The following is an 18,966-nucleotide window of genomic DNA, read 5'->3' on the forward strand; positions in this document are numbered from 1 at the left end:
ACAGATTTTCACGGACCCCGCAGATAAAAAACTTCCAAGGAAATCTGTGTAAATCTGAGTAATCTGCGGATGGCTTATTTTCTCTATGTTCTCTGTGGTAAACTTTTCAACATAATCAAAGGAGGATGTTATGAAAAAATTCAAAATGTGCATGGCTGTTGTTTTTATACTGTTGTTCACTTTTTCTGCTTATGCGGAGGAACCGAGGAATAAAAAATTTACAAAAGAGGAGATCAAAAAAATGGCTGAAACAAAGGCGATCATCGAGACGAAATTCGGAAATATCGAGTTGAAATTTTTCCCCGACGTTGCCCCCAATCACGTAAACAATTTTATTGAGCTTGCCAAAAAAGGATTTTATGACGGTACGACTTTTCACCGCGTTATTCCCGGGTTCATGATCCAGGGCGGCGACCCCAACTCAAAAAGTCCTGACAAATCAAAACACGGCATGGGCAGCCCCGGATATACTGTGAAGGCCGAGTTCAACGACAAACCCCACAAGAGAGGCACGCTCTCCATGGCAAGGTCCGGCCATCCCGACAGCGCGGGCTCGCAGTTTTTTATCTGCGTGGCTGACTCACATTTCCTCGACGGGAAGTATACGGTCTTTGGTGAAGTCGTCTCAGGCATGGACGCAGCAGACAAGATAGTCGGCCAGCCGAGGGACAGCCGTGACAATCCCAATGAAAGGGTCGAGATGAAGGTCAAGGTCGTGGAGAAGTAATATGGTCAATCTCTCCCTTGAAAAACTTAAACCTGTCGCCGCAAAAGAGATAAAGCCGTTTTTCGAAGAGGTGTTAAGCAAACACCAGGCAAGAATCCATTCCATTTACGTGACAGGCACCTCGATTACGGACGATTTCAATGAGAAGACATCCGATGTGAATTCCGTTATCGTGTTAAAAGAGATGGATATAAAGTCTCTCGAATTACTCTCTCTTCTCGGCAAGAAATACAGCAAAAGCAGGGTCTCGGCCCCGCTTCTCATGACGCCGAAATACATAGCAACGTCCCTTGATGTATTCCCCATTGAATTTCTGAATTTCAAACTAATCCACGCAACCGTATCCGGCGAGGACATGTTTGAGAACCTTGAAATAGGAATGATGGATTTAAGACGGCAGTGCGAGAGGGAACTGAAGGTCAAGCTCATCTCGTTGAGACAGGGTTATATTTCATCGCTTGGAGACAGAAAAATACTGACTGAAGGTCTTGCAAAACATATCACAGGCTATATGCCCCTTTTCAGGGGGATAATTGTTTTGTTAGGCAAGCAGCCGCCGGTAATGCAGGATGAGATAATCCGTGTCCTGTCCGAAACGGCGAATATAAACACCGGTGTATTTTCCAAAGTACTCAGGGTTAAGAAAGAGAAAATAAAACTCTCCGTTCAGGAACTCAATAGCATATTTGAAGATTACTACACGGCTGCCGAAAAGTTAGGAGAAATAGTAGATGAAATCAAGGAATAGGTACTTAGTCGTAGCTCTTCTGACCATCTGCCTTCATCTGCTTGCAGCCTCTTCGTTCGCTGAGGTTGCCATCCCCGATAAACCTTATAATCACGTGGTGGACCTCGCCGGGATAATCAACGACGATGTAGAGGGCGCGCTTAACGGATATCTTCTTGAACTGGAACAGAAGACTACGGCACAGATGGTGGTGCTGACAATCGGCTCCCTTGAAGGCGGGTCTCTTGAAGATTTCTCGATCAATATAGCTCATAACAAATGGAAGCTGGGGCAGAAAGGCAAAGACAACGGCGTCCTGCTTCTTGTGTCGCTTCAGGACAGGAAGTACAGGTTTGAGATCGGCTACGGCCTTGAAAGTGTCCTGCCGGACAGCCTCACCGGCACCATCGGCAGGCAGTATCTCGTACCGTATTTCAGGCAGGGCGATTATTCAACCGGAATATATACGGCGACATTGGCCGTTATTCATACAATCGCAGCCGACGCAAGCGTTGAGATCGCGGGAATGCCGAAGATGAGGTCCCGGTCGGCGTCAGGGGCGAGAGGAAAGCCTTCCCTGCTGAATATGGTTTTTGCCGCGCTCTTTTTTATAGGACTGATCTATATGTTCATACGCCATCCGCGCCTGCTGCTTTTGTTCCTCGCGATGAATATGCTTGGCGGCGGCAGGAGAAGCGGCTGGGGCGGCGGCGGCGGCTTCAGCAGCGGCAGTTTCGGCGGCGGCGGAGGAGGAGGCTTCGGCGGCGGCGGTTCTTCCGGGAGCTGGTAGCTGCCCATGTTTGATTTAATAATCTTTCTTGATAGCATTTTTGAGTTATGATAATCTGTCTGGTGTAGTAATCAAGCAGTTTATTCCCAAAGGAGGGCTTCATGTCAAAAGGTTTAAAGATTACCCTGATAATTTTAGGCGTCTTAGTGATTACAGGTTTTGTTCTAGCCAAGTGGATAATCGGTGGATACAACAGTGTGATTGCAATGGACGAGCAGGTAAAGGCGCAGTGGGCGCAGGTAGAGAACCAGTTAAAAAGAAGATACGACCTGATACCCAACCTTGTTGAGACTGTGAAAGGGTACGCAGGCCATGAGAAAGAGGTATTTGAGCATATTGCTGACGCAAGGACCAAATACTTTCAGGCTAATACAGTAAAAGACAAGATACAGGCTTCAACGCAGCTTGAAGGGGCGTTGTCCCGCCTGCTCCTGCTGCAGGAGAATTATCCGCAGCTAAAGGCGAATGAATCGTTCCTGAAACTACAGGACAGCCTTGAAGGCACAGAGAACAGGATAGCAGTCGAAAGGAAAAGATACAACGAGGCGGTGCAACTGTTGAATACTTACATACGGACCGTCTTCGGCAGATTTTTTGGTGCGCTGGCTGGTGTGTCGAGCGCCGAATATTATGAAATCCCGGAGGCAGAGAAAGCGGCCCCGAAGGTAAAGTTTTAGATGTAGGGGCGTATTGCAATACGCCCCTACAATTTGATCACAATTTCCCGATGATCTGCAGGGCGCTTATAAGTTGCCCTATGAAGTCTTCAGGGGTGAAATAACCTACCATCCTGTAAAGTTCATCACCGCTTACATCGAGGATAAAGAATGTCGGTGTTGCGAATATGGCGTACTTACTGAACTGTTCGGAATTTTTGCCTGATTCATATTTAACAGGGACAAAATGTTTTGCGATATGCTTCTGCACATCGGTATGGGGAAACGTACCTGTTTCCATCCTCTGGCAGGCGTCTCAGGTCGGAGAGTAAAAATCAAGCAGGACCAATTTGCCTTCTTTTTTCGCGGACTCAAGCGCCTCGTTGAGGGTTTTCATCCAGGTTATTTCATTTGCCATTGTTTATTCCTCCTGTTGATTTTTGATATGGAAACAACATCTTTTTTATAGTAAATCTTATTCAAACATATAGCAAGCTGTTGCTATGGCAACACACGGGTTGTATCCCCTGTACTATTAAAAAAGAAATCAGTTAAAATAGCCCATAAGATCAGGGAATGACCGAAATGATGCATTTAAAAGTTCGGTTGACAAGATAACAGTAAAGTAAGAATTTGTTAATATTGATTATTGACTTATCTAACGTTAAGAAGGGAAGCAAGCTGTCTTGGGTAAACTTAATTGCTGGGAATTTATGTCTTGCGGGAAAGCTCCTGCCGGAGACGTATCAGATAATGATAACGCTTGTCCAATTGCAACCGAAACATTGGCAAATGGTTTAAACGGCGGCGTCAACGGCGGAAGGATTTGCTGGGTGGTTGCTGAGAGTTGTGACGGGCATAATAATAATGAGCATAAAATCAAGATGCTGAATTTCCAGAAGAAGTCCTTCTGTTTTCAATGCGAGTTCCGTTATAAGGTCATGTCTGAAGAAGGCTTGCTGGATTCATGCAGGGCGGTCGGAACATATTTAACAAATCTGCGTTTACTGCAAAAAGATAAACAACCTGCCTGATTACATAAAGGGCAGTCTCAGGTTATTGCGATAAAGCACTTCAGGTACTCTCCCTCAGTAAAAGGCGCTAATTCGGCGTGGTCAATCCCATGGGTGTAAGTTTCAAGAAACCGCAGGGACTTTCTTGCTTTCCCGGCCGCTTCAACAAGCAGGTACCTGAAATCCTGCAGGGACAAATGCGCGGAGCAGGAGCAGGTCGTAAAGATCCCGTTTTCAGGCAATATCCTTAGCGCCATTTCATTGATGCTCCTGTAGCCGGCCAGACCTTCATTTATTTTCCGCCTGTCCTTGATGAAAGCGGGTGGATCAAGAATAATCAGGTCGAATTTTTCATGAGGGGCATTTTTCAGATATTTTTTCACATCGTCACAAATGAATTCGCATTTCCCCGTGTCAAGATTGTTCAGTTTTATGTTTTCCTTCAGCAGGTCGAGCGCGGCGGCAGACGTATCTATGCTGGTGACTGACCGGGCCCCGCCTGCCAGGGCATAAACGGAAAACCCCCCTGTATAAGAAAAGCAGTTCAGGACAGGTTTGTCTTTTACATATTTCAACAGCGCGCGCCGTTTGTCACGCTGGTCAAGGAAAAACCCTGTTTTCTGCCCGCGCTTCACGTCAACTAAAAACTTAAAGCCGTTTTCCTTTATCGTTACCAGCTCAGGGACATTGCCGTACAATAAGCCTGATTGATTTTCCATGCCTTCGATCTTTCGCGACGGGATGTCAGACCTCTCGTAAATGCCCGCCGGGTTTATGGTCTCAATGAGCGCCCCGGTCACACTTTCCTTCCACTGCTCAATGCCGCGCGTATGGCACTGCAGGACCAGGTGGTCATTGTATTTATCAACGATCAGCCCGGGCAGGAAATCGTTTTCGCCGTTTATCAGCCGGTATGAATCCGTATCTGCGCTCTCGACATATTGTCTTCTTATCGCGTGGGCGTTCCTTATCCTCTTTGCAAAAAATTCTTTATCAACTGTCTCGTTTTCATCATAACTCCATATCCGCACTGCGATCTGGGAGTAAGAATTAAAATACCCGGTTGCCAGGAAACCGCCGCTCTCTGTTACCAGTTTAACAGGCGTGCCAGGCATCAGATTGTCGGGGACATTCTCCAGCGCCTGTGAAAAGACCCACGGATGCCGGTTCATGACGGGCCCGGTCCTCTGCCGTTTAATATTAAGCGTAATCATACAGCAGTAATTATACATTAATTCATGACGCTTCTCTTGACAATCCACTCCCGCGATACTAAAATGAATCAGCGTTCATATGAATCAGCGTTCATTAAATAAGTCACCGAAATCTAAAGTGCTGCAGGCGGCCCTTGACCTGTTTTCTTCCAAAGGATATTCGGAAGCAAAGATGGCCGAGATAGCCAGGGGAGCGGGGTTGAGCGTGGGCGCCCTTTACCTCAGGTTCAAGAACAAGGAAGAACTGTTCCTGGAGCTTATTAAGGACCAGACAAGGGATTTTGTTGAGCGCACCGGAAAGTTACAGGTTGAAGACCCTGTTGAGGCCCTGAGGAAATATATTGCATTGAACCTTGAGTATTCGTTTCAGAAAAGGCAGATGATATCCATATTCTTTAAGGAATACAATCTTCCTTTTCTTCAGCCGCTGAGGGGAAATTTTTTCAGGGCACAGCACACGATAATAGCTGATATACTTGTAGCAGGTATCAAAAGAGGAATTTTCAGGCCCATGAACGTCAGGGATACGGCGGCGGTTATTTTTGCGAGCATAAGGGGCGCTGTATTATTGAAATTAATATTCGGGATCGGGGATGTAAGCAAAATGAGCAAATCCCTGTTCGCGCTGATCACAGACGGCATAAGAAAGGACGCAAGATGAAACGAAGACTACCATCCGCAATCTTATTCATGCTGCTTATCATTCCTTACTCTTCTTACGCTGAGGAATATTCACTCGACGACCTTTATAAAATAGCGCTTCAAAGAAGCGAGACGATCAAGATATCGGAAGAAGACATATATATTTCTGAACGCGAAAAAGACAGGGCCATGGCTGCGCTTTTTCCGAAACTTTCCGCTTTTGCAAACTACACTGAATACCCCAGTGAAAAGACAACGGACCTTTTTGTGATACAGCCTAACAACAGCACATCCTGGGGCTTGAGACTGGACCAGTCTTTGTCTACGAGCGGCAAGGAGTTGACCGCGCTCGGAATCGCAAAAGAGTCCATTGTAAAAAGCAGGGTTGATCTCGAAAGTGTGAAAGAGGGGTATCTCCTGAATGTTGCCTCCTCGTATTACGATGTATTAAAAGCAAAGAAGGCGCTGGACATAGCAAAGGCGAGCGAGGAAAGGCTGACAAAATACAGGAACGCGGCACAGACGAGACTGAGAGTGGGAGAGATAACTAAGACAGTGCTTTTGAGGGCGGAGGCGGAACTTTCAGGCGCCCAGTCGGAGTTGATAAGGGCTGAAAACAATCTCAAGCTCGCAAAGGCGGTTTTAGCCAGGAAAGCCGGCATCAGTGGTGATTACGATTTGAAAGAAGATCAGCCTTCAGCAGTCAGCGGTCAGCAGTCAGCAGTATTAACAACGACACTCGATGATCTCAAGCAGACGGCCTTTTCAGAAAGAAGCGAAATAAGATCAGTCGAGCTTCAGAAGAAGATTGCCGGAGAGCAAATTAAATATACGAAAGGCTCATATTGGCCGGATGTGTCCGTGGAAGGAGTATACGTCAGGAACGAAAGCCATCCCTCCGCGGCTTTTACGAATAATGAAAGTATCTTCGGCGGCATAAAGCTTAACTACCCTTTTTTTGAAGGAGGCTTAAGACGTGCCGAGGTAAAAGAGGCTGAGGCGCGTTTCAGGCAAGCTGATTACAGGCTGGCGGATTTATACAAATCAGTCAATATTGAAGTTGAAAATGCTTATCTGAATTTTTTAACGGTGTCAGGGACCCTTGAAAAACTGCAGGCTGAGGCGGCATATGCCGCAGATAACTACAACGCCGTATCAAAACAATTTGAATTCGGACTGGCGAACAGCCTGGATGTCATGGACGCAAACACACTGCTTGTCACCTCTGAAAGACAACTTGCCAACGCAAAATATGATCATCAGTTTGCAATTTTACAATTAAAACGCGCGACGGGAACGTTGTTGAAGACGGCAGGCAGTAGTCAGCAGACAAGTAGTCGGTAGGTAGTAGTTAGTAGTCAGGGAACGGTAAGCGAAATATCTTGTCCTCCCTAACTACTAACTACTTCCTACTATCTACCTGCTTAATCTTTATTAAGGAGTTATTGAATCATGAAGAAAATAATTTTACATTGCTCCATGCTCTTTGCCCTTTGCTTTTTGCTTTCTTTGTCGGCATGTTCAAATGATAAAGCAAAGCAGCCTTTGAAAGCGGCCCCGGTGCCGGTGACTGTCGGCACGGTGGTCCAGAAGCCCGTCCCCGTGCAGCTCCGCGCCATCGGAAATGCGGAGGCCTATTCAACTGTGGGAATTAAGGCCCAGGTCGGAGGGACGCTTATGCGCGTGCATTTCAAAGAAGGGCAGGACGTGAACAAAGGGGACCTCCTTTTCACAATCGACCCCCGCTTCTACGAGGCCATGCTGAAACAGGCGGAGGCAAACCTTGCGAAGGACAGCGCGCAACTGGAACACGCGCGCGTAGAAGTGCGCCGCTATGAGGACCTTGTGAAAAAGGGATATGTGGCCCAGGAGCAGTATGATCAGATCCGCACCAACTTCGCTGCCCTTGAAGCAACAGTCAACGCGGACAAGGCCGCTGTTGAAAACGCGCTGCTGCTGCTTAAATATTGCTATATCTACTCTCCGGTCACAGGGCGCACGGGAAGCGTCATCTCTTACGAAGGGAACCTGATAAAGGCCAATGCGGACACCTCCATGGTGGTGATAAACCAGGTCCAACCCATATATGTTACTTTTTCAGTCCCCCAACATGACCTTGCTGAGATCAAAAAATATATGGCAATTGAGAAGATCAAGGTCCAGGCTGTTATAGGAAAGGATGACGCTGATCCCGTAGAAGGCGTCCTCACTTTTGTGGACAATACGGTAGACACCGCCACAGGAACAATAAAACTTAAAGCGACTTTTACAAACCAGGAAAAGCGGCTGTGGCCCGGGCTGTTTGTGAGCGTCACTGTGATACTCACCAGCCAGCCGAACGCTGTTGTCGTTCCTTCACAGGCGGTGCAGACAGGACAAAAAGGCACATATGTATTTATTATCAAAAACGATCAGAGCGCTGAATCGCGTCCCGTCTCAGTTGACAGGTCGCTCGACGGCGAGACCGTTGTATCCGGAGGGCTCCGCGCCGGTGAGACCGTTGTGACGGACGGCCAATTGCGGCTCGTTTCCGGCGCCAAAGTTGAAATCAAAAAGGAATGATTTGACCACAGAGACACAGAGTCACGGAGGAAAATAAAAATGCCTCAGTGGTTTGAATTTAGATTATGAACTTGTCTGAAATTTTTATACGCAGGCCGATCATGACCACGCTGGTCATGCTGTCCATACTTGTCTTCGGACTGGCGGCATACAGGTTTCTCCCCGTAAGCGATCTCCCGAATGTGGATTTCCCCACTATACAGGTGAGTGCCAGCCTGCCCGGGGCAAGTCCTGAGACAATGGCATCAGCGGTTGCGACCCCGCTGGAGCGCCAGTTCTCAACCATCGCGGGCCTCGATTCAATGACTTCAACCAACGGGCTGGGAAATACGCAGATCACTTTGCAATTCAATCTGAGCAGGAATGTTGATGCCGCAGGCCAGGATGTGCAGGCCATGATAGCCAAGGCCTCGCGGCAGCTCCCGCAGAATATGCCGACCCCCCCGACGTACAACAAGGTAAACCCCGCTGACCAGCCGGTCATCTACATTGCGCTCAGTTCAGCCACACTGCCTCTTTCCAAAGTATTCGAGTACGCGGACACCTTTATTTCCCCGCGCATATCGATGATAAGCGGCGTGGCGCAGGTGTCGGTTTTCGGGGCGCAGAAATTTGCCGTGCGCGCGCAGCTTGACCCGATGGCCCTGGCTTCAAGGCAGATCGGCATTGATGAAGTGGCAAGCGCGCTGGACCGGGGAAATGTGAACCTCCCCACAGGCCAGCTTCAGGGCAAGCAGCAGGCCTTTACCATACAGGCAACAGGACAGTTGTATAATGCAGAGGACTACCGCCCGCTGATAGTCGCCTATCGCAACGGTTCGCCGGTCCGCCTCGAACAAATCGGCAGGGTCATCGACAGCGTTGAAAATAATAAGGTGGCAAACTGGTACAACAATACCCGTTCAGTTGTTCTTGCCGTCCAGCGTCAGCCCGGGACAAATACGGTCGAAGTAGTGGACAGCATCAAGGGCCTTCTGCCGTCCTTCCGCGCCCTGCTGCCTCCGTCGGTCAACCTGGACATCCTCTATGACCGGTCCGTGTCCATCCGTGAGTCGGTCAATGATGTTAAATTCACACTTCTCCTGACTGTCTTCCTTGTGGTCCTGGTGATATTTCTTTTTCTGCGCAATCTCTCGGCGACGATCATACCGAGTCTTGCGCTGCCTTTCTCAATCATCGGCACGTTCGCTGCCATGTACGTGATGGGCTTCAGCATAGACAACATTTCTCTTATGGCATTAACTCTGTCAGTCGGTTTTGTAGTGGACGACGCCATTGTCATGCTCGAAAATATCATGCGTCACATAGAAAAGGGTGAAAAGGTCCTCGACGCCGCGCTTACAGGCTCCAGGGAAATAGGGTTTACCATTTTATCCATGACCCTTTCACTTGTGGCGGTCTTCATTCCGGTGCTTTTCATGGGCGGGATCATGGGCCGGATACTTCATGAATTTGCCGTGACGATCAGCATGGCTATTTTAATATCGGGGATTGTTTCCCTGACGCTCACGCCCATGCTCAGCAGTCGTTTCATCAGGCCGCATTCGGCAGCGGAGAAACACGGCCGCATGTACATGTTTATGGAACGGTTCTTTGACGGGATGCTGCACGCCTACCAGCGCACTCTCAAATCAGTGCTTCATTATCGCCGCACAATCATGGCGGTCACTATAATTCTAACTGTTGCAACGGGCTTTTTATTCTGGAAGATCCCGATGGGGTTTCTCCCCTCGGAAGATACCGGCCAGGTCTTTGCATTTACCGAAGCGGCACAGGGTATTTCTTTTGAGGATATGGTGGAGCACCAGAAAAAATTAGCCGCAATAGTTTCAAAAGACCCGAACATCGATGCCTTTATGTCCGCTGTCGGTGCGAGCGGGGCAAGCGTAGCAAATAATACGGGCCGTATGTTCATGCGCCTGAAACCACGCAAGGACAGGGAATTGAGCGCGGACGAAATTATCCAGGAACTGCGGCCAAAGGTCTCAAAGGTCCCAGGCATACAGATGTTCATGCAAAATCTCCCTGCCATCCGCATCGGGGGACAGTTGACCAAGAGCCAGTACCAGTTCACAATGCAAAGCCCGGACCCCGGCGAACTTTACACCCGGGCAGCGGAACTGGAAGGCAAGATGCGCGCTCATCCGCAGCTGCAGGATGTTACAACTGACATGCAGATCAAAAATCCCCAGGTAAATATAGAGATCAACCGTGACAAGGCTTCCGCGTTGGGCGTTACAGCAGAGCAGGTCGAGAATGCCCTGTCCCTGGCTTATAGTTCGCAGCAGGTCTCGACCATCTATGCCCCGAACAACCAGTACAAGGTCATTATGGAGCTTGAACCAAAGTACCAGACAGACCCCTCGGCGCTCTCACTGCTCTATATACGGTCCAGCTCAGGGCAGTTGGTCCCGTTAAACACTGTAGCGAACCTTACCAGGAACGTCGGCCCTCTCACAGTGAACCATCTGGGCCAGCTCCCTGCGGTCACTATATCTTTTAACCTCAGGCCGGGGGTAGCGCTTGGTGACGCGGTTGCGGCAGTTGATAAACTTGCCCGCGAAACCCTGCCGCAGACTATCAGCACCAGCTTCCAGGGGACGGCCCAGGCGTTTAAGGCGTCAACCCAGGGACTGTGGATACTGCTCATCATGGCGCTGCTGGTTATTTACATTGTGTTAGGAATTCTTTATGAGAGCTTTATCCATCCCCTCACCATTCTATCGGGACTGCCCGCTGCTTTGTTCGGCGGGTTGATCACCCTTTTGATATTTCATAAGGACCTGAACATCTATGCCTTTGTGGGCGTGATAATGCTGCTGGGCATAGTGAAGAAGAATGCCATCATGATGATAGACTTTGCACTGGAGGCGCAGCGCAAGGAAGGGAAGTCGCCAATCGACGCTATTTATGAAGGCGCAATAACACGTTTCCGCCCTATCATGATGACCACAATGGCAGCGCTGATGGGGACATTGCCCATTGCCATCGGTTTCGGCGCCGGCGCTGAATCGCGCCGCCCGCTCGGCCTGGCTGTTGTCGGAGGCCTGCTCGTTTCCCAGCTGCTGACCCTGTACATAACCCCGGTGGTTTATTACTACATGGACAGATTCCAGGAGAAGGCCGGTCAAAGGTTCAAGTCGCGCGGGGAAGGACATGCAGGGATTTAAATATGCAAGAGTTGTCATTCCGGCTTGTCCGGAATCTACTTGCAAACATTGTGAGCAATAAAAGAAAGATTCCGGACAAGCCGGAATGACAGAAATATAGCAATATATTTTTTCAGGAGGTTTAACATGCAAAGGGTCATTGCCCTCGTTTTATTATTGATATTCATATCCATCTCCAATGCAGATGCAGAGGAGCTCATAAAGAAGGGAGAGACACTCAGCTTGCAGCGGTGCATTGATATCAGTTTGCTGCGCCAGCCGAATATCCTTGCCGCAGCAAGCACTGTTGACGCGAGCCTGAGCAGGGTGGGACAGGCGCAGGCAAATTATTATCCCCAGATAGACCTGACATCCGGCTACAGCAGGGTGGCCACTGCCGGCTTCAGCAGGACCGGGACCTCTGTTTCCTCGGATGCCTTTGATCAATATACGGCCCGTGCAGCGCTGAGCCAGAACATCTATGATTTCGGCAAGACATCGACACAGGTGAAGATACAGAACTTCAATCTTGATTCTTCCCGGTCCGATCTGGAAAATGTATTTGAGCAGACTGTCTTTAATGTCAAGCAGGCATATTACGGGGTCCTGGCGGCACAGAGGAACGTGGTTGTCGCAGCCGATTCAGTAAAACAATTCCAGCTGCACCTTGAACAGGCCAAAGGGTTTTACGAAGCCGGTACAAAACCCAAATTCGATGTCACGAAGGCAGAGGTAGACCTCGGGAACGCAAAGCTGAACCTGATCACTGCCGAAAATTCACTGAAGATATCCAGGGTGGTGCTGAACAACGCGATGGGCGTGCCTGATGCGCCTGAGTACGGTATAGAGGACAACCTTGATTTCTTAAAATATGAAATTACCTTAGATAAGGCGCTTGAGACTGCATACTCAAACAGGCCCGACCTGAAGTCGCTTGTTTTCAGAAGACAGGCAACTGAAAGCTCCATTGACCTTGCCGCTAAAGATTATTATCCCACACTCTCAGGCATTGCAGCGTATAACTGGTCGGGACAGAAGTTCCCCCTTGATCACGGATGGGAGGCTGGGGTGACCTTATCGTTCCCCTTATTCAGCGGGTTCCTTACCAAATACCAGGTGGAAGAATCAAGGGCAAACCTGAACGTCATCAGGGCCAATGAAGAGACGTTAAGGCAGGGGGTCCTCCTTGAAATACAGCAGGCGTATCTGGATCTGCAGCAGGCGGAGGAGAGGATCACTACTGCGGGGCTCAATGTGAAACAGGCTGAAGAGAACTTCGAGATCGCAAACGGCAGGTATGCCGCCGGAGTTGGCAGCCCCATTGAGGTCACGGATGCGGAGGTGTCCCTGATCAACGCGAAGACGGCTTACAACCAGGCGCTGTATGATTACAAGATCGCCCGGTCAAGCCTTGAAAAGGCAATGGGGGTAAAATGAAAAAAATAATGATCGGCATCCTGATCGCGGCAGCCCTGGGCGCGGCGGCGTTCTTCTCAGTCGGGGACAAAGAGAATGAGGTCAACTACAGGACTGAAAAGGCCGTCAAAGGAGACATCGTTGCAACCGTTACAGCGACAGGTACGGTCAATGCCGTGACAACCGTTCTTGTGGGCACGCAGGTCTCCGGCACAATTAAAAATATCTTCGTTGATTTTAATTCCCCGGTTAAAAAAGGCCAGGTGATCGCATTAATAGACCCGGCAACTTTTGAGGCGCAGGTGGCGCAGGCAAGGGCCAATCTTCTTTCAGCAAAAGCAAACCTGGAGAAGTCAGAGACTGCTCTTATAGACGCGAAGCGGACGATGGACAGGAACAGGGGATTACTTTCAAAAAACCTTATCGCCAGAAGCGAACTTGATACAGCGGAGACGAATTACGAAACTGCGAAGGCGCAGGTGAATGTTTCAAAGGCCCAAGTCGCGCAGACGGATGCAGCGCTTAAGATCTCGGAGACGAACCTGGGGTACACGAAGATACTTTCTCCGGTTGACGGCGTTGTGATATCGAGGAATGTGGACATCGGGCAGACCGTTGCCGCGAGCTTTCAGACGCCCACACTTTTCACCATAGCCCAGGACCTGACGAAGATGCAGATCGATACGAACGTGGATGAAGCTGACATCGGGAATATAAAGGTCGGGCAGGATGTTGAATTTACCGTTGACGCCTATCCCGATGTTACTTTTAAAGGACTGGTGTCGCAGGTGCGGAACTCCCCCATCATAGTGCAGAATGTCGTCACATATGATGTAGTTATCGGAGTGGACAACCCCGTAAGAGAGAACGGCCATTCTCCCCTGCTTAAACCCGGCATGACCGCCAATGTCTCAATAGTCCTGCAAAGTAAAAAGGACATTCTCAAGATACCAAATGCCGCGCTACGGTTCACCCCTGCCGCTAAAGACAAAGGCCGGACGCAGGGGCAGCAAAGGGAAAAAGGGCCCGGAGTCTGGGTGCTTGAGGGCGGTAAGGCCAAACGCATGCCTGTAAAAACAGGGATCAGCGACGGCAATTACACTGAACTCGTCTCAGGCGGCGTAAGTGAGGGACAGGAGTTAATAGTTGAGTCTCTTGCGAAACAAAAAAATACCGGCAGCGCTCCACGTCCAAGGTTCTGATATGCCGCTTATCGAAGCAAACGGGATCCAGAAAGTTTACAGGACAGGCGACATAGATCTCTGCGCGTTATGCGATGTCTCGCTGACTATAGACAAGGGTGAATTTGTGGCGATCATGGGACAATCGGGTTCGGGTAAATCAACTTTCATGAACATCCTCGGCTGCCTGGACAAACCTACGGGCGGCAAATATATTCTGGAAGGCATTGACGTGGGAGGTCTCGACAGGGACGAGCTTGCCGCTATAAGAAACAAAAAAATAGGCTTCGTCTTTCAGGGATTCAATTTGCTTTCAAGGGCCTCCGCGCTTGAAAATGTTGAACTGCCGATGCTCTATGACGGCCTGTCCTCCAAAGAGAGAAAGCAGAAGGCAATATACGCGCTGAAGAGCGTGGGGCTTGAGGGAAGGGAAGGACATCATCCCAACCAGCTTTCAGGCGGACAGCAGCAGAGGGTGGCCATAGCAAGGGCGCTGGTGAACAACGCCCCGATCATACTTGCAGATGAACCCACAGGCAACCTCGATACAAAGACCAGCGCAGAGATAATGGAGCTTTTCGTGAAACTGAACACGGAATCAAATATCACAGTAATACTCGTGACACATGAGCCTGATATATCCGAATACAGCAAACGTGTAATAAAATTCCTTGACGGCCGGATTGTCAGCGATGAGAAAAAAGGGAATTTACCACAGAGCCACAGAGACACTGAGGAAAAGCTGGGATGAGATCAAAACAGGAACTTATTTATTTTCTTATTTTCTCTGTGCCTCCGTGCCTCTGTGGTTCCTATGAAATGAAGGTGACATTATGATTAATATACCTGCTACATTACGGATCTCACTCAGGGCCTTGAGGGTGAACAAAATGCGCTCAGCCCTCACCATGCTCGGAATTATTATCGGGGTCGGCGCGGTCATCGCGATGCTCGCGGTCGGCACAGGCGCAAGCAGCCAGATTCAGCAGCAGATATCAAGCCTGGGAAGCAACCTCCTGATGGTCGTTCCGGGGGCCACTTCCTCAGGCGGCGTCAGGATGGGCGCTGGAACTCAATCAACTTTGACGCTGGGAGATGCCGAGGCCGTATTGAAGGAATGCCCGGCGGTATCTGATGTGGCCCCGGTGCTCAGCGGTGTCGCGCAGATCGTTTACGGCAATCAGAACTGGTCGACAGGCGTGACAGGGACAACCCCCGGGATGTTAAACGTGCGCGACTGGAAGCTGTCTGCCGGCAGGGCTTTTACAGAGCAGGACATCAAAAGCGCGACAAAGGTCTGCCTGCTTGGACAAACGGTTGTGGACATGCTCTTTGGAGGTTTGGACCCGGTGGGGCAAATAGTCAGGATAAAAAAGATACCGTTTACAGTCATCGGCGTCCTTGAGGTCAAAGGCCAGGACCCCAGAGGACAGGACCAGGATGACGCGATCTATGTGCCGGTGACAACAGCGCAGAAAAAGCTCTTCGGCACCTCATTCCCCGGCATGATAAGAATGATGATGGTAAAGGCAAAGAGCACGGAAGACCTTGATTCAGCGGAGAGGCAGATCAACGAGCTGCTCAGGCAGAGGCACCACATCGGGCAGAGGCAGGAAAATGATTTTACCGTCCGGAACCTCACGCAGATGATGCAGGCCGCGGAGCAGTCCGCGAGTGTCATGACAATGCTGCTTGGCGCGATAGCGTCCGTGTCCCTGCTTGTCGGAGGGATCGGCATTATGAACATCATGCTCGTATCGGTCACTGAAAGGACAAGGGAAATAGGGATACGCATGGCAGTAGGCGCAAAGACCTGGGACATAAGGCTCCAGTTTATAATTGAGGCGCTGGCATTATCATTGACAGGAGGCGCTGCAGGGATAGTCATCGGCCTGACGAGCTCGCAGATAATTTCATCGTTAGCGGAATGGCCCACGATAGTCTCCCCGCTTTCGGTGCTCCTCGCTTTCAGCTTCTCCGGGCTTGTGGGAATATTCTTCGGGTTCTATCCCGCATATAAGGCCTCACTGCTTAACCCGATCGAGGCTTTGAGATATGAGTAAGGGCGGGTTTAAAACCAGCCCTTGCAAAAATAAGAGAGGACAACAGATTAAATGGAAGAACAGAAAACACCAGCAAACGGAAGTCATAAAAAGAAGATCGCCATCACGATCTTTGTCCTCGTTCTGATAGCAAGCGCGATCACGGGATATTTTTATGTCCAGTATAAAAATACCCACATCACCACGGATGACGCCTTTATCACAGGGCGCATCCATACAATCGCCTCGAAGGTCCAGGGGACGGTCAAAAAAGTTTATGTTGAAGATAACCAGCCTGTGAAGCAGGGCGAGCTTCTTCTTGAGATAGACTCCGCGGATTTCGACGTCAGTGTGAAAGGCGCCTCTTCAGGTCTTGAAACTGAGAAGACAAAACTTACAGAGCTGGATTCTCAGCTCGATACGACAAGAAAACAATTTGAGGAGATCAAGTCGGCGGTCGGCGCGGCAAGGGCGAACCTTGAACTTCAGGAGGCGAACATGCGTCAGGCAGAGACAGATTTGAAAAGGGCCGGGAGCCTTATCAAAGATGAAATTATTCCCAGGGAAACTTACGACAGGACAAAAACAGCGTACGATGTAGCAGTCGCCCAGGTAAAGGCGGCAAAAGAGGAACTGAAGCGGACTGAATCGCGCCTTGAAACACAGAAGGCTGTTATAAAGCAGGCATCAACAGCAATTGAGCCACAGAAATCTTTGATAAAACAGAAAGAGGCCTCGCTGGCAGCGGCTGAGCTGAACCTTGGGTACACGAAAATCTACGCCCCTGCTGAAGGGCGCGTCACGAGGAAGTCCGTTGAGGCCGGCAACCAGGTCCAGGCGGGCCAGCCGCTTATGGCTGTCGTGCCTCTTGATGATATCTGGGTGGTTGCAAATTACAAAGAAACACAGTTAGACAAAATAAGGCCGGGACAGAAGGCGGAGATAAAGATCGACACATATCCCGATAAAAAATTTACCGGCAAGGTAGACAGCATTATGGCAGGCACGGGCGCAGTCTTTTCTTTATTTCCCCCTGAAAACGCTACAGGCAATTTTGTCAAAATAGTGCAGAGGGTGCCGGTCAAGATACTTCTTGATAAAGCCACAGACCCCGACCATATTTTAAGAATCGGCATGTCCGTGGAGCCGACGATAGTGGTTGAAAAATAGATCTACAAAAGCAGTTGGACCACAGAGATCACTGAGAATGGACCTAATGTCAATATAAAGTCATTTGATATGAGTAAAAACAAGACAGATACAAATTATATAAATAAGTTTTTAATCTCCGTGTTCTCCGTGCACTCCGTGGTTATTTCCTAAGGAACTTTCATGAACAAATGGCTTGTCGCACTTACAGTAATGCTCCCCACGCTCATCGAGATCATCGACACGTCTGTAGTCAATGTCTCGCTTGATCACATCCGAGGGAGTCTGTCCGCGGGGATTGATGAGGCGACGTGGACCATTACATCTTATCTCGTATCAAACGCGATCATCATCCCGATGACGGGATGGCTAAGCAGGTATTTCGGCAGGAAGCGTTATCTGATATTTTCAATTTCCCTGTTTACCTTCAGCTCGCTGCTCTGCGGCTTGGCGTGGAACCTGCAGAGCCTTGTATTCTTCAGGATACTTCAGGGCATGGGAGGCGGCGCGCTCCAGCCGATATCACAGTCAATACTGCTTGAGACCTTTCCTCAAAAACAGCACGGCATGGCGATGGCCATATTCGGCATAGGGATAATGTTCGGGCCAATTGTCGGGCCTCTTTTAGGAGGGTGGATCACGGACAGCTGGTCGTGGCACTGGATCTTCTTCATCAATATCCCGATAGGCATCATCTCGATATTGATGGTGATATTTTTTATTGTTGACCCGCTGTACATGAAAGGCATGAAGATGAAGATCGACTACTGGGGACTCGCGTTTCTCGCGCTCGGACTCGGCTGCCTGCAGATAGTCCTTGACAAGGGTGAGAGGGAAGACTGGTTCGCGTCGGATTTCATAATGTGGTTCAGTATAATCTCGGCAGTCTCCCTGACACTCTTTGTGATCATTGAATTATTCGCGGAGCATCCCGTGGTCAATTTGAAGACATTAAAGAACGTGACATTCACAACAGGCAGCCTTATTATGTTCTTTGCGTTTTTCAATCTGTTCGGCAGCATCGTGCTTCTGCCGATATATCTTCAAACGCTCATGGGCTACACTTCAACGCTGGCAGGGATGGTGCTTGGGCCGGGGGGGATAGCATCTCTTATTGCCATGCCCATTGCCGGAAGGCTTGTTACAAGGATGAACCCAAAGGCCGTGCTTTGCTTCGGCATAACCGTGGCCGCATATTCTGTATATCTCATGTCGAACTTTAACCTGTCCGCGGATTTTAACACTGTAATATGGCCGAGGCTGGTTTTGGGAGTGGGCATGGGGTTTCTTTTTATTCCGCTCACCACACTTACAATGTCGGGCATCAAGAGAGAAGAGATGGGGAACGCTGCGGGGATATTCAATCTCCTCAGAAACCTTGGAGGCAGTTTCGGGGTCGCTTTTATTACCACTATGCTCGCAAGGCGCGCTCAGTTTCATCAGAACCATCTTGTAGAGCACCTCACGCCGTTTGACAGAAGCTACCAGATCACCTCCTCACAGCTCGCCCAATCTCTGCAGCAAAAAGGGTTTGACCCGGTCACGTCGCAATCTGCCGGTTTAAGCAGTATCTATGGCCAATTAACAAGACAGGCCTCCATGATGTCCTTTAACGATGCCTTCCACCTGCTCAGTATAATAATGATCTGCACCCTGCCGTTTATAATGTTAATGAGAAAAGACCTGCGGAGATGATAT

Annotated in this window: 17 protein-coding genes; 15 read left to right on the forward strand and 2 right to left on the reverse strand. The window is 49.4% G+C overall.

Annotated elements, in window-relative coordinates:
• Window positions 1–130 precede the first annotated feature (130 nt).
• The 4 genes from HZB61_13440 to HZB61_13455 all read left to right on the forward strand — a co-directional run bounded on the left by HZB61_13440 (window position 131) and on the right by HZB61_13455 (window position 2,921).
• Entirely contained in the window at window positions 131–727 is a 597-nt protein-coding gene (locus HZB61_13440) for a peptidylprolyl isomerase (protein MBI5057612.1), read from the forward strand.
• 1 nt (window position 728) lies between these two features.
• Complete coding sequence (locus tag HZB61_13445) at window positions 729–1,475, forward strand: hypothetical protein (protein ID MBI5057613.1); 747 nt, start codon at window positions 729–731, stop codon at window positions 1,473–1,475.
• Window positions 1,459–2,244, forward strand: coding sequence for a TPM domain-containing protein (locus HZB61_13450; GenBank protein MBI5057614.1), 786 nt, complete (start codon window positions 1,459–1,461; stop codon window positions 2,242–2,244). The genes HZB61_13445 and HZB61_13450 overlap by 17 nt, the downstream gene beginning before the upstream one ends.
• Window positions 2,245–2,345: 101 nt before the next feature.
• Window positions 2,346–2,921, forward strand: a complete 576-nt coding sequence (locus HZB61_13455; protein MBI5057615.1) for a LemA family protein — start codon at window positions 2,346–2,348, stop codon at window positions 2,919–2,921.
• Window positions 2,922–2,958: 37 nt separating this feature from the next.
• Here HZB61_13455 and HZB61_13460 read toward each other — a convergent pair whose 3' ends face one another.
• On the reverse strand, window positions 2,959–3,201 hold the full coding sequence (locus HZB61_13460) for a hypothetical protein (protein MBI5057616.1): 243 nt from the start codon (window positions 3,199–3,201) through the stop codon (window positions 2,959–2,961).
• 412 nt (window positions 3,202–3,613) lie between these two features.
• Between HZB61_13460 and HZB61_13465 the strand changes: the two genes are divergently transcribed.
• Window positions 3,614–3,934: a hypothetical protein gene (locus tag HZB61_13465; GenBank protein ID MBI5057617.1), complete on the forward strand. Its 321-nt coding sequence runs from the start codon at window positions 3,614–3,616 to the stop codon at window positions 3,932–3,934.
• 17 nt (window positions 3,935–3,951) lie between these two features.
• Here HZB61_13465 and HZB61_13470 read toward each other — a convergent pair whose 3' ends face one another.
• Complete coding sequence (locus tag HZB61_13470) at window positions 3,952–5,085, reverse strand: class I SAM-dependent rRNA methyltransferase (GenBank protein MBI5057618.1); 1,134 nt, start codon at window positions 5,083–5,085, stop codon at window positions 3,952–3,954.
• A 121-nt stretch (window positions 5,086–5,206) separates the two neighbouring features.
• On the opposite strand from HZB61_13470, the gene HZB61_13475 reads away from it, so the two are divergent.
• The 10 genes from HZB61_13475 (at window position 5,207) to HZB61_13520 (ending at window position 18,963) form a co-directional block, all read left to right on the forward strand.
• A complete protein-coding gene (locus HZB61_13475) occupies window positions 5,207–5,788 on the forward strand; it encodes a TetR/AcrR family transcriptional regulator (GenBank protein MBI5057619.1) in 582 nt (193 codons plus the stop codon).
• Window positions 5,785–7,113, forward strand: coding sequence for a TolC family protein (locus HZB61_13480; GenBank protein MBI5057620.1), 1,329 nt, complete (start codon window positions 5,785–5,787; stop codon window positions 7,111–7,113). The genes HZB61_13475 and HZB61_13480 overlap by 4 nt, the downstream gene beginning before the upstream one ends.
• Window positions 7,114–7,221: 108 nt before the next feature.
• Entirely contained in the window at window positions 7,222–8,331 is a 1,110-nt protein-coding gene (locus HZB61_13485; protein MBI5057621.1) for an efflux RND transporter periplasmic adaptor subunit, read from the forward strand.
• Window positions 8,332–8,396: 65 nt separating this feature from the next.
• Entirely contained in the window at window positions 8,397–11,501 is a 3,105-nt protein-coding gene (locus HZB61_13490) for an efflux RND transporter permease subunit (protein MBI5057622.1), read from the forward strand.
• Window positions 11,502–11,627: 126 nt separating this feature from the next.
• Window positions 11,628–12,917 carry a TolC family protein gene (locus HZB61_13495; protein ID MBI5057623.1) on the forward strand — a complete coding sequence of 430 codons (1,290 nt, stop codon included), beginning with the start codon at window positions 11,628–11,630 and terminating at the stop codon, window positions 12,915–12,917.
• Window positions 12,914–14,098 carry an efflux RND transporter periplasmic adaptor subunit gene (locus HZB61_13500; GenBank protein ID MBI5057624.1) on the forward strand — a complete coding sequence of 395 codons (1,185 nt, stop codon included), beginning with the start codon at window positions 12,914–12,916 and terminating at the stop codon, window positions 14,096–14,098. The genes HZB61_13495 and HZB61_13500 overlap by 4 nt, the downstream gene beginning before the upstream one ends.
• Window position 14,099: 1 nt before the next feature.
• On the forward strand, window positions 14,100–14,828 hold the full coding sequence (locus tag HZB61_13505; GenBank protein ID MBI5057625.1) for an ABC transporter ATP-binding protein: 729 nt from the start codon (window positions 14,100–14,102) through the stop codon (window positions 14,826–14,828).
• Between the two features lie 82 nt (window positions 14,829–14,910).
• Window positions 14,911–16,140: an ABC transporter permease gene (locus tag HZB61_13510; GenBank protein MBI5057626.1), complete on the forward strand. Its 1,230-nt coding sequence runs from the start codon at window positions 14,911–14,913 to the stop codon at window positions 16,138–16,140.
• A gap of 51 nt (window positions 16,141–16,191) precedes the next feature.
• A complete protein-coding gene (locus tag HZB61_13515; protein MBI5057627.1) occupies window positions 16,192–17,289 on the forward strand; it encodes an HlyD family secretion protein in 1,098 nt (365 codons plus the stop codon).
• Between the two features lie 162 nt (window positions 17,290–17,451).
• Entirely contained in the window at window positions 17,452–18,963 is a 1,512-nt protein-coding gene (locus HZB61_13520; GenBank protein ID MBI5057628.1) for a DHA2 family efflux MFS transporter permease subunit, read from the forward strand.
• Window positions 18,964–18,966 lie beyond the last annotated feature (3 nt).

Source organism: Nitrospirota bacterium (assembly GCA_016214845.1).
Taxonomy (GTDB): Bacteria; Nitrospirota; Thermodesulfovibrionia; order UBA6902; family UBA6902; genus SURF-23.

Bases quoted from the DNA above. Each gene is read 5' to 3' on its own strand.
- HZB61_13485 (MBI5057621.1), top strand. From the start codon at position 7,222: ATGAAGAAAATAATTTTACATTGCTCCATGCTCTTTGCCCTTTGCTTT.
- HZB61_13510 (MBI5057626.1), top strand. From the start codon at position 14,911: ATGATTAATATACCTGCTACATTACGGATCTCACTCAGGGCCTTGAGG.
- HZB61_13495 (MBI5057623.1), top strand. From the start codon at position 11,628: ATGCAAAGGGTCATTGCCCTCGTTTTATTATTGATATTCATATCCATC.
- HZB61_13460 (MBI5057616.1), bottom strand. From the start codon at position 3,201: ATGGAAACAGGTACGTTTCCCCATACCGATGTGCAGAAGCATATCGCA.
- HZB61_13440 (MBI5057612.1), top strand. From the start codon at position 131: ATGAAAAAATTCAAAATGTGCATGGCTGTTGTTTTTATACTGTTGTTC.
- HZB61_13520 (MBI5057628.1), top strand. From the start codon at position 17,452: ATGAACAAATGGCTTGTCGCACTTACAGTAATGCTCCCCACGCTCATC.
- HZB61_13515 (MBI5057627.1), top strand. From the start codon at position 16,192: ATGGAAGAACAGAAAACACCAGCAAACGGAAGTCATAAAAAGAAGATC.
- HZB61_13445 (MBI5057613.1), top strand. From the start codon at position 729: ATGGTCAATCTCTCCCTTGAAAAACTTAAACCTGTCGCCGCAAAAGAG.
- HZB61_13475 (MBI5057619.1), top strand. From the start codon at position 5,207: ATGAATCAGCGTTCATTAAATAAGTCACCGAAATCTAAAGTGCTGCAG.
- HZB61_13465 (MBI5057617.1), top strand. From the start codon at position 3,614: ATGTCTTGCGGGAAAGCTCCTGCCGGAGACGTATCAGATAATGATAAC.
- HZB61_13455 (MBI5057615.1), top strand. From the start codon at position 2,346: ATGTCAAAAGGTTTAAAGATTACCCTGATAATTTTAGGCGTCTTAGTG.
- HZB61_13490 (MBI5057622.1), top strand. From the start codon at position 8,397: ATGAACTTGTCTGAAATTTTTATACGCAGGCCGATCATGACCACGCTG.
- HZB61_13480 (MBI5057620.1), top strand. From the start codon at position 5,785: ATGAAACGAAGACTACCATCCGCAATCTTATTCATGCTGCTTATCATT.
- HZB61_13470 (MBI5057618.1), bottom strand. From the start codon at position 5,085: ATGAACCGGCATCCGTGGGTCTTTTCACAGGCGCTGGAGAATGTCCCC.
- HZB61_13500 (MBI5057624.1), top strand. From the start codon at position 12,914: ATGAAAAAAATAATGATCGGCATCCTGATCGCGGCAGCCCTGGGCGCG.
- HZB61_13505 (MBI5057625.1), top strand. From the start codon at position 14,100: ATGCCGCTTATCGAAGCAAACGGGATCCAGAAAGTTTACAGGACAGGC.
- HZB61_13450 (MBI5057614.1), top strand. From the start codon at position 1,459: ATGAAATCAAGGAATAGGTACTTAGTCGTAGCTCTTCTGACCATCTGC.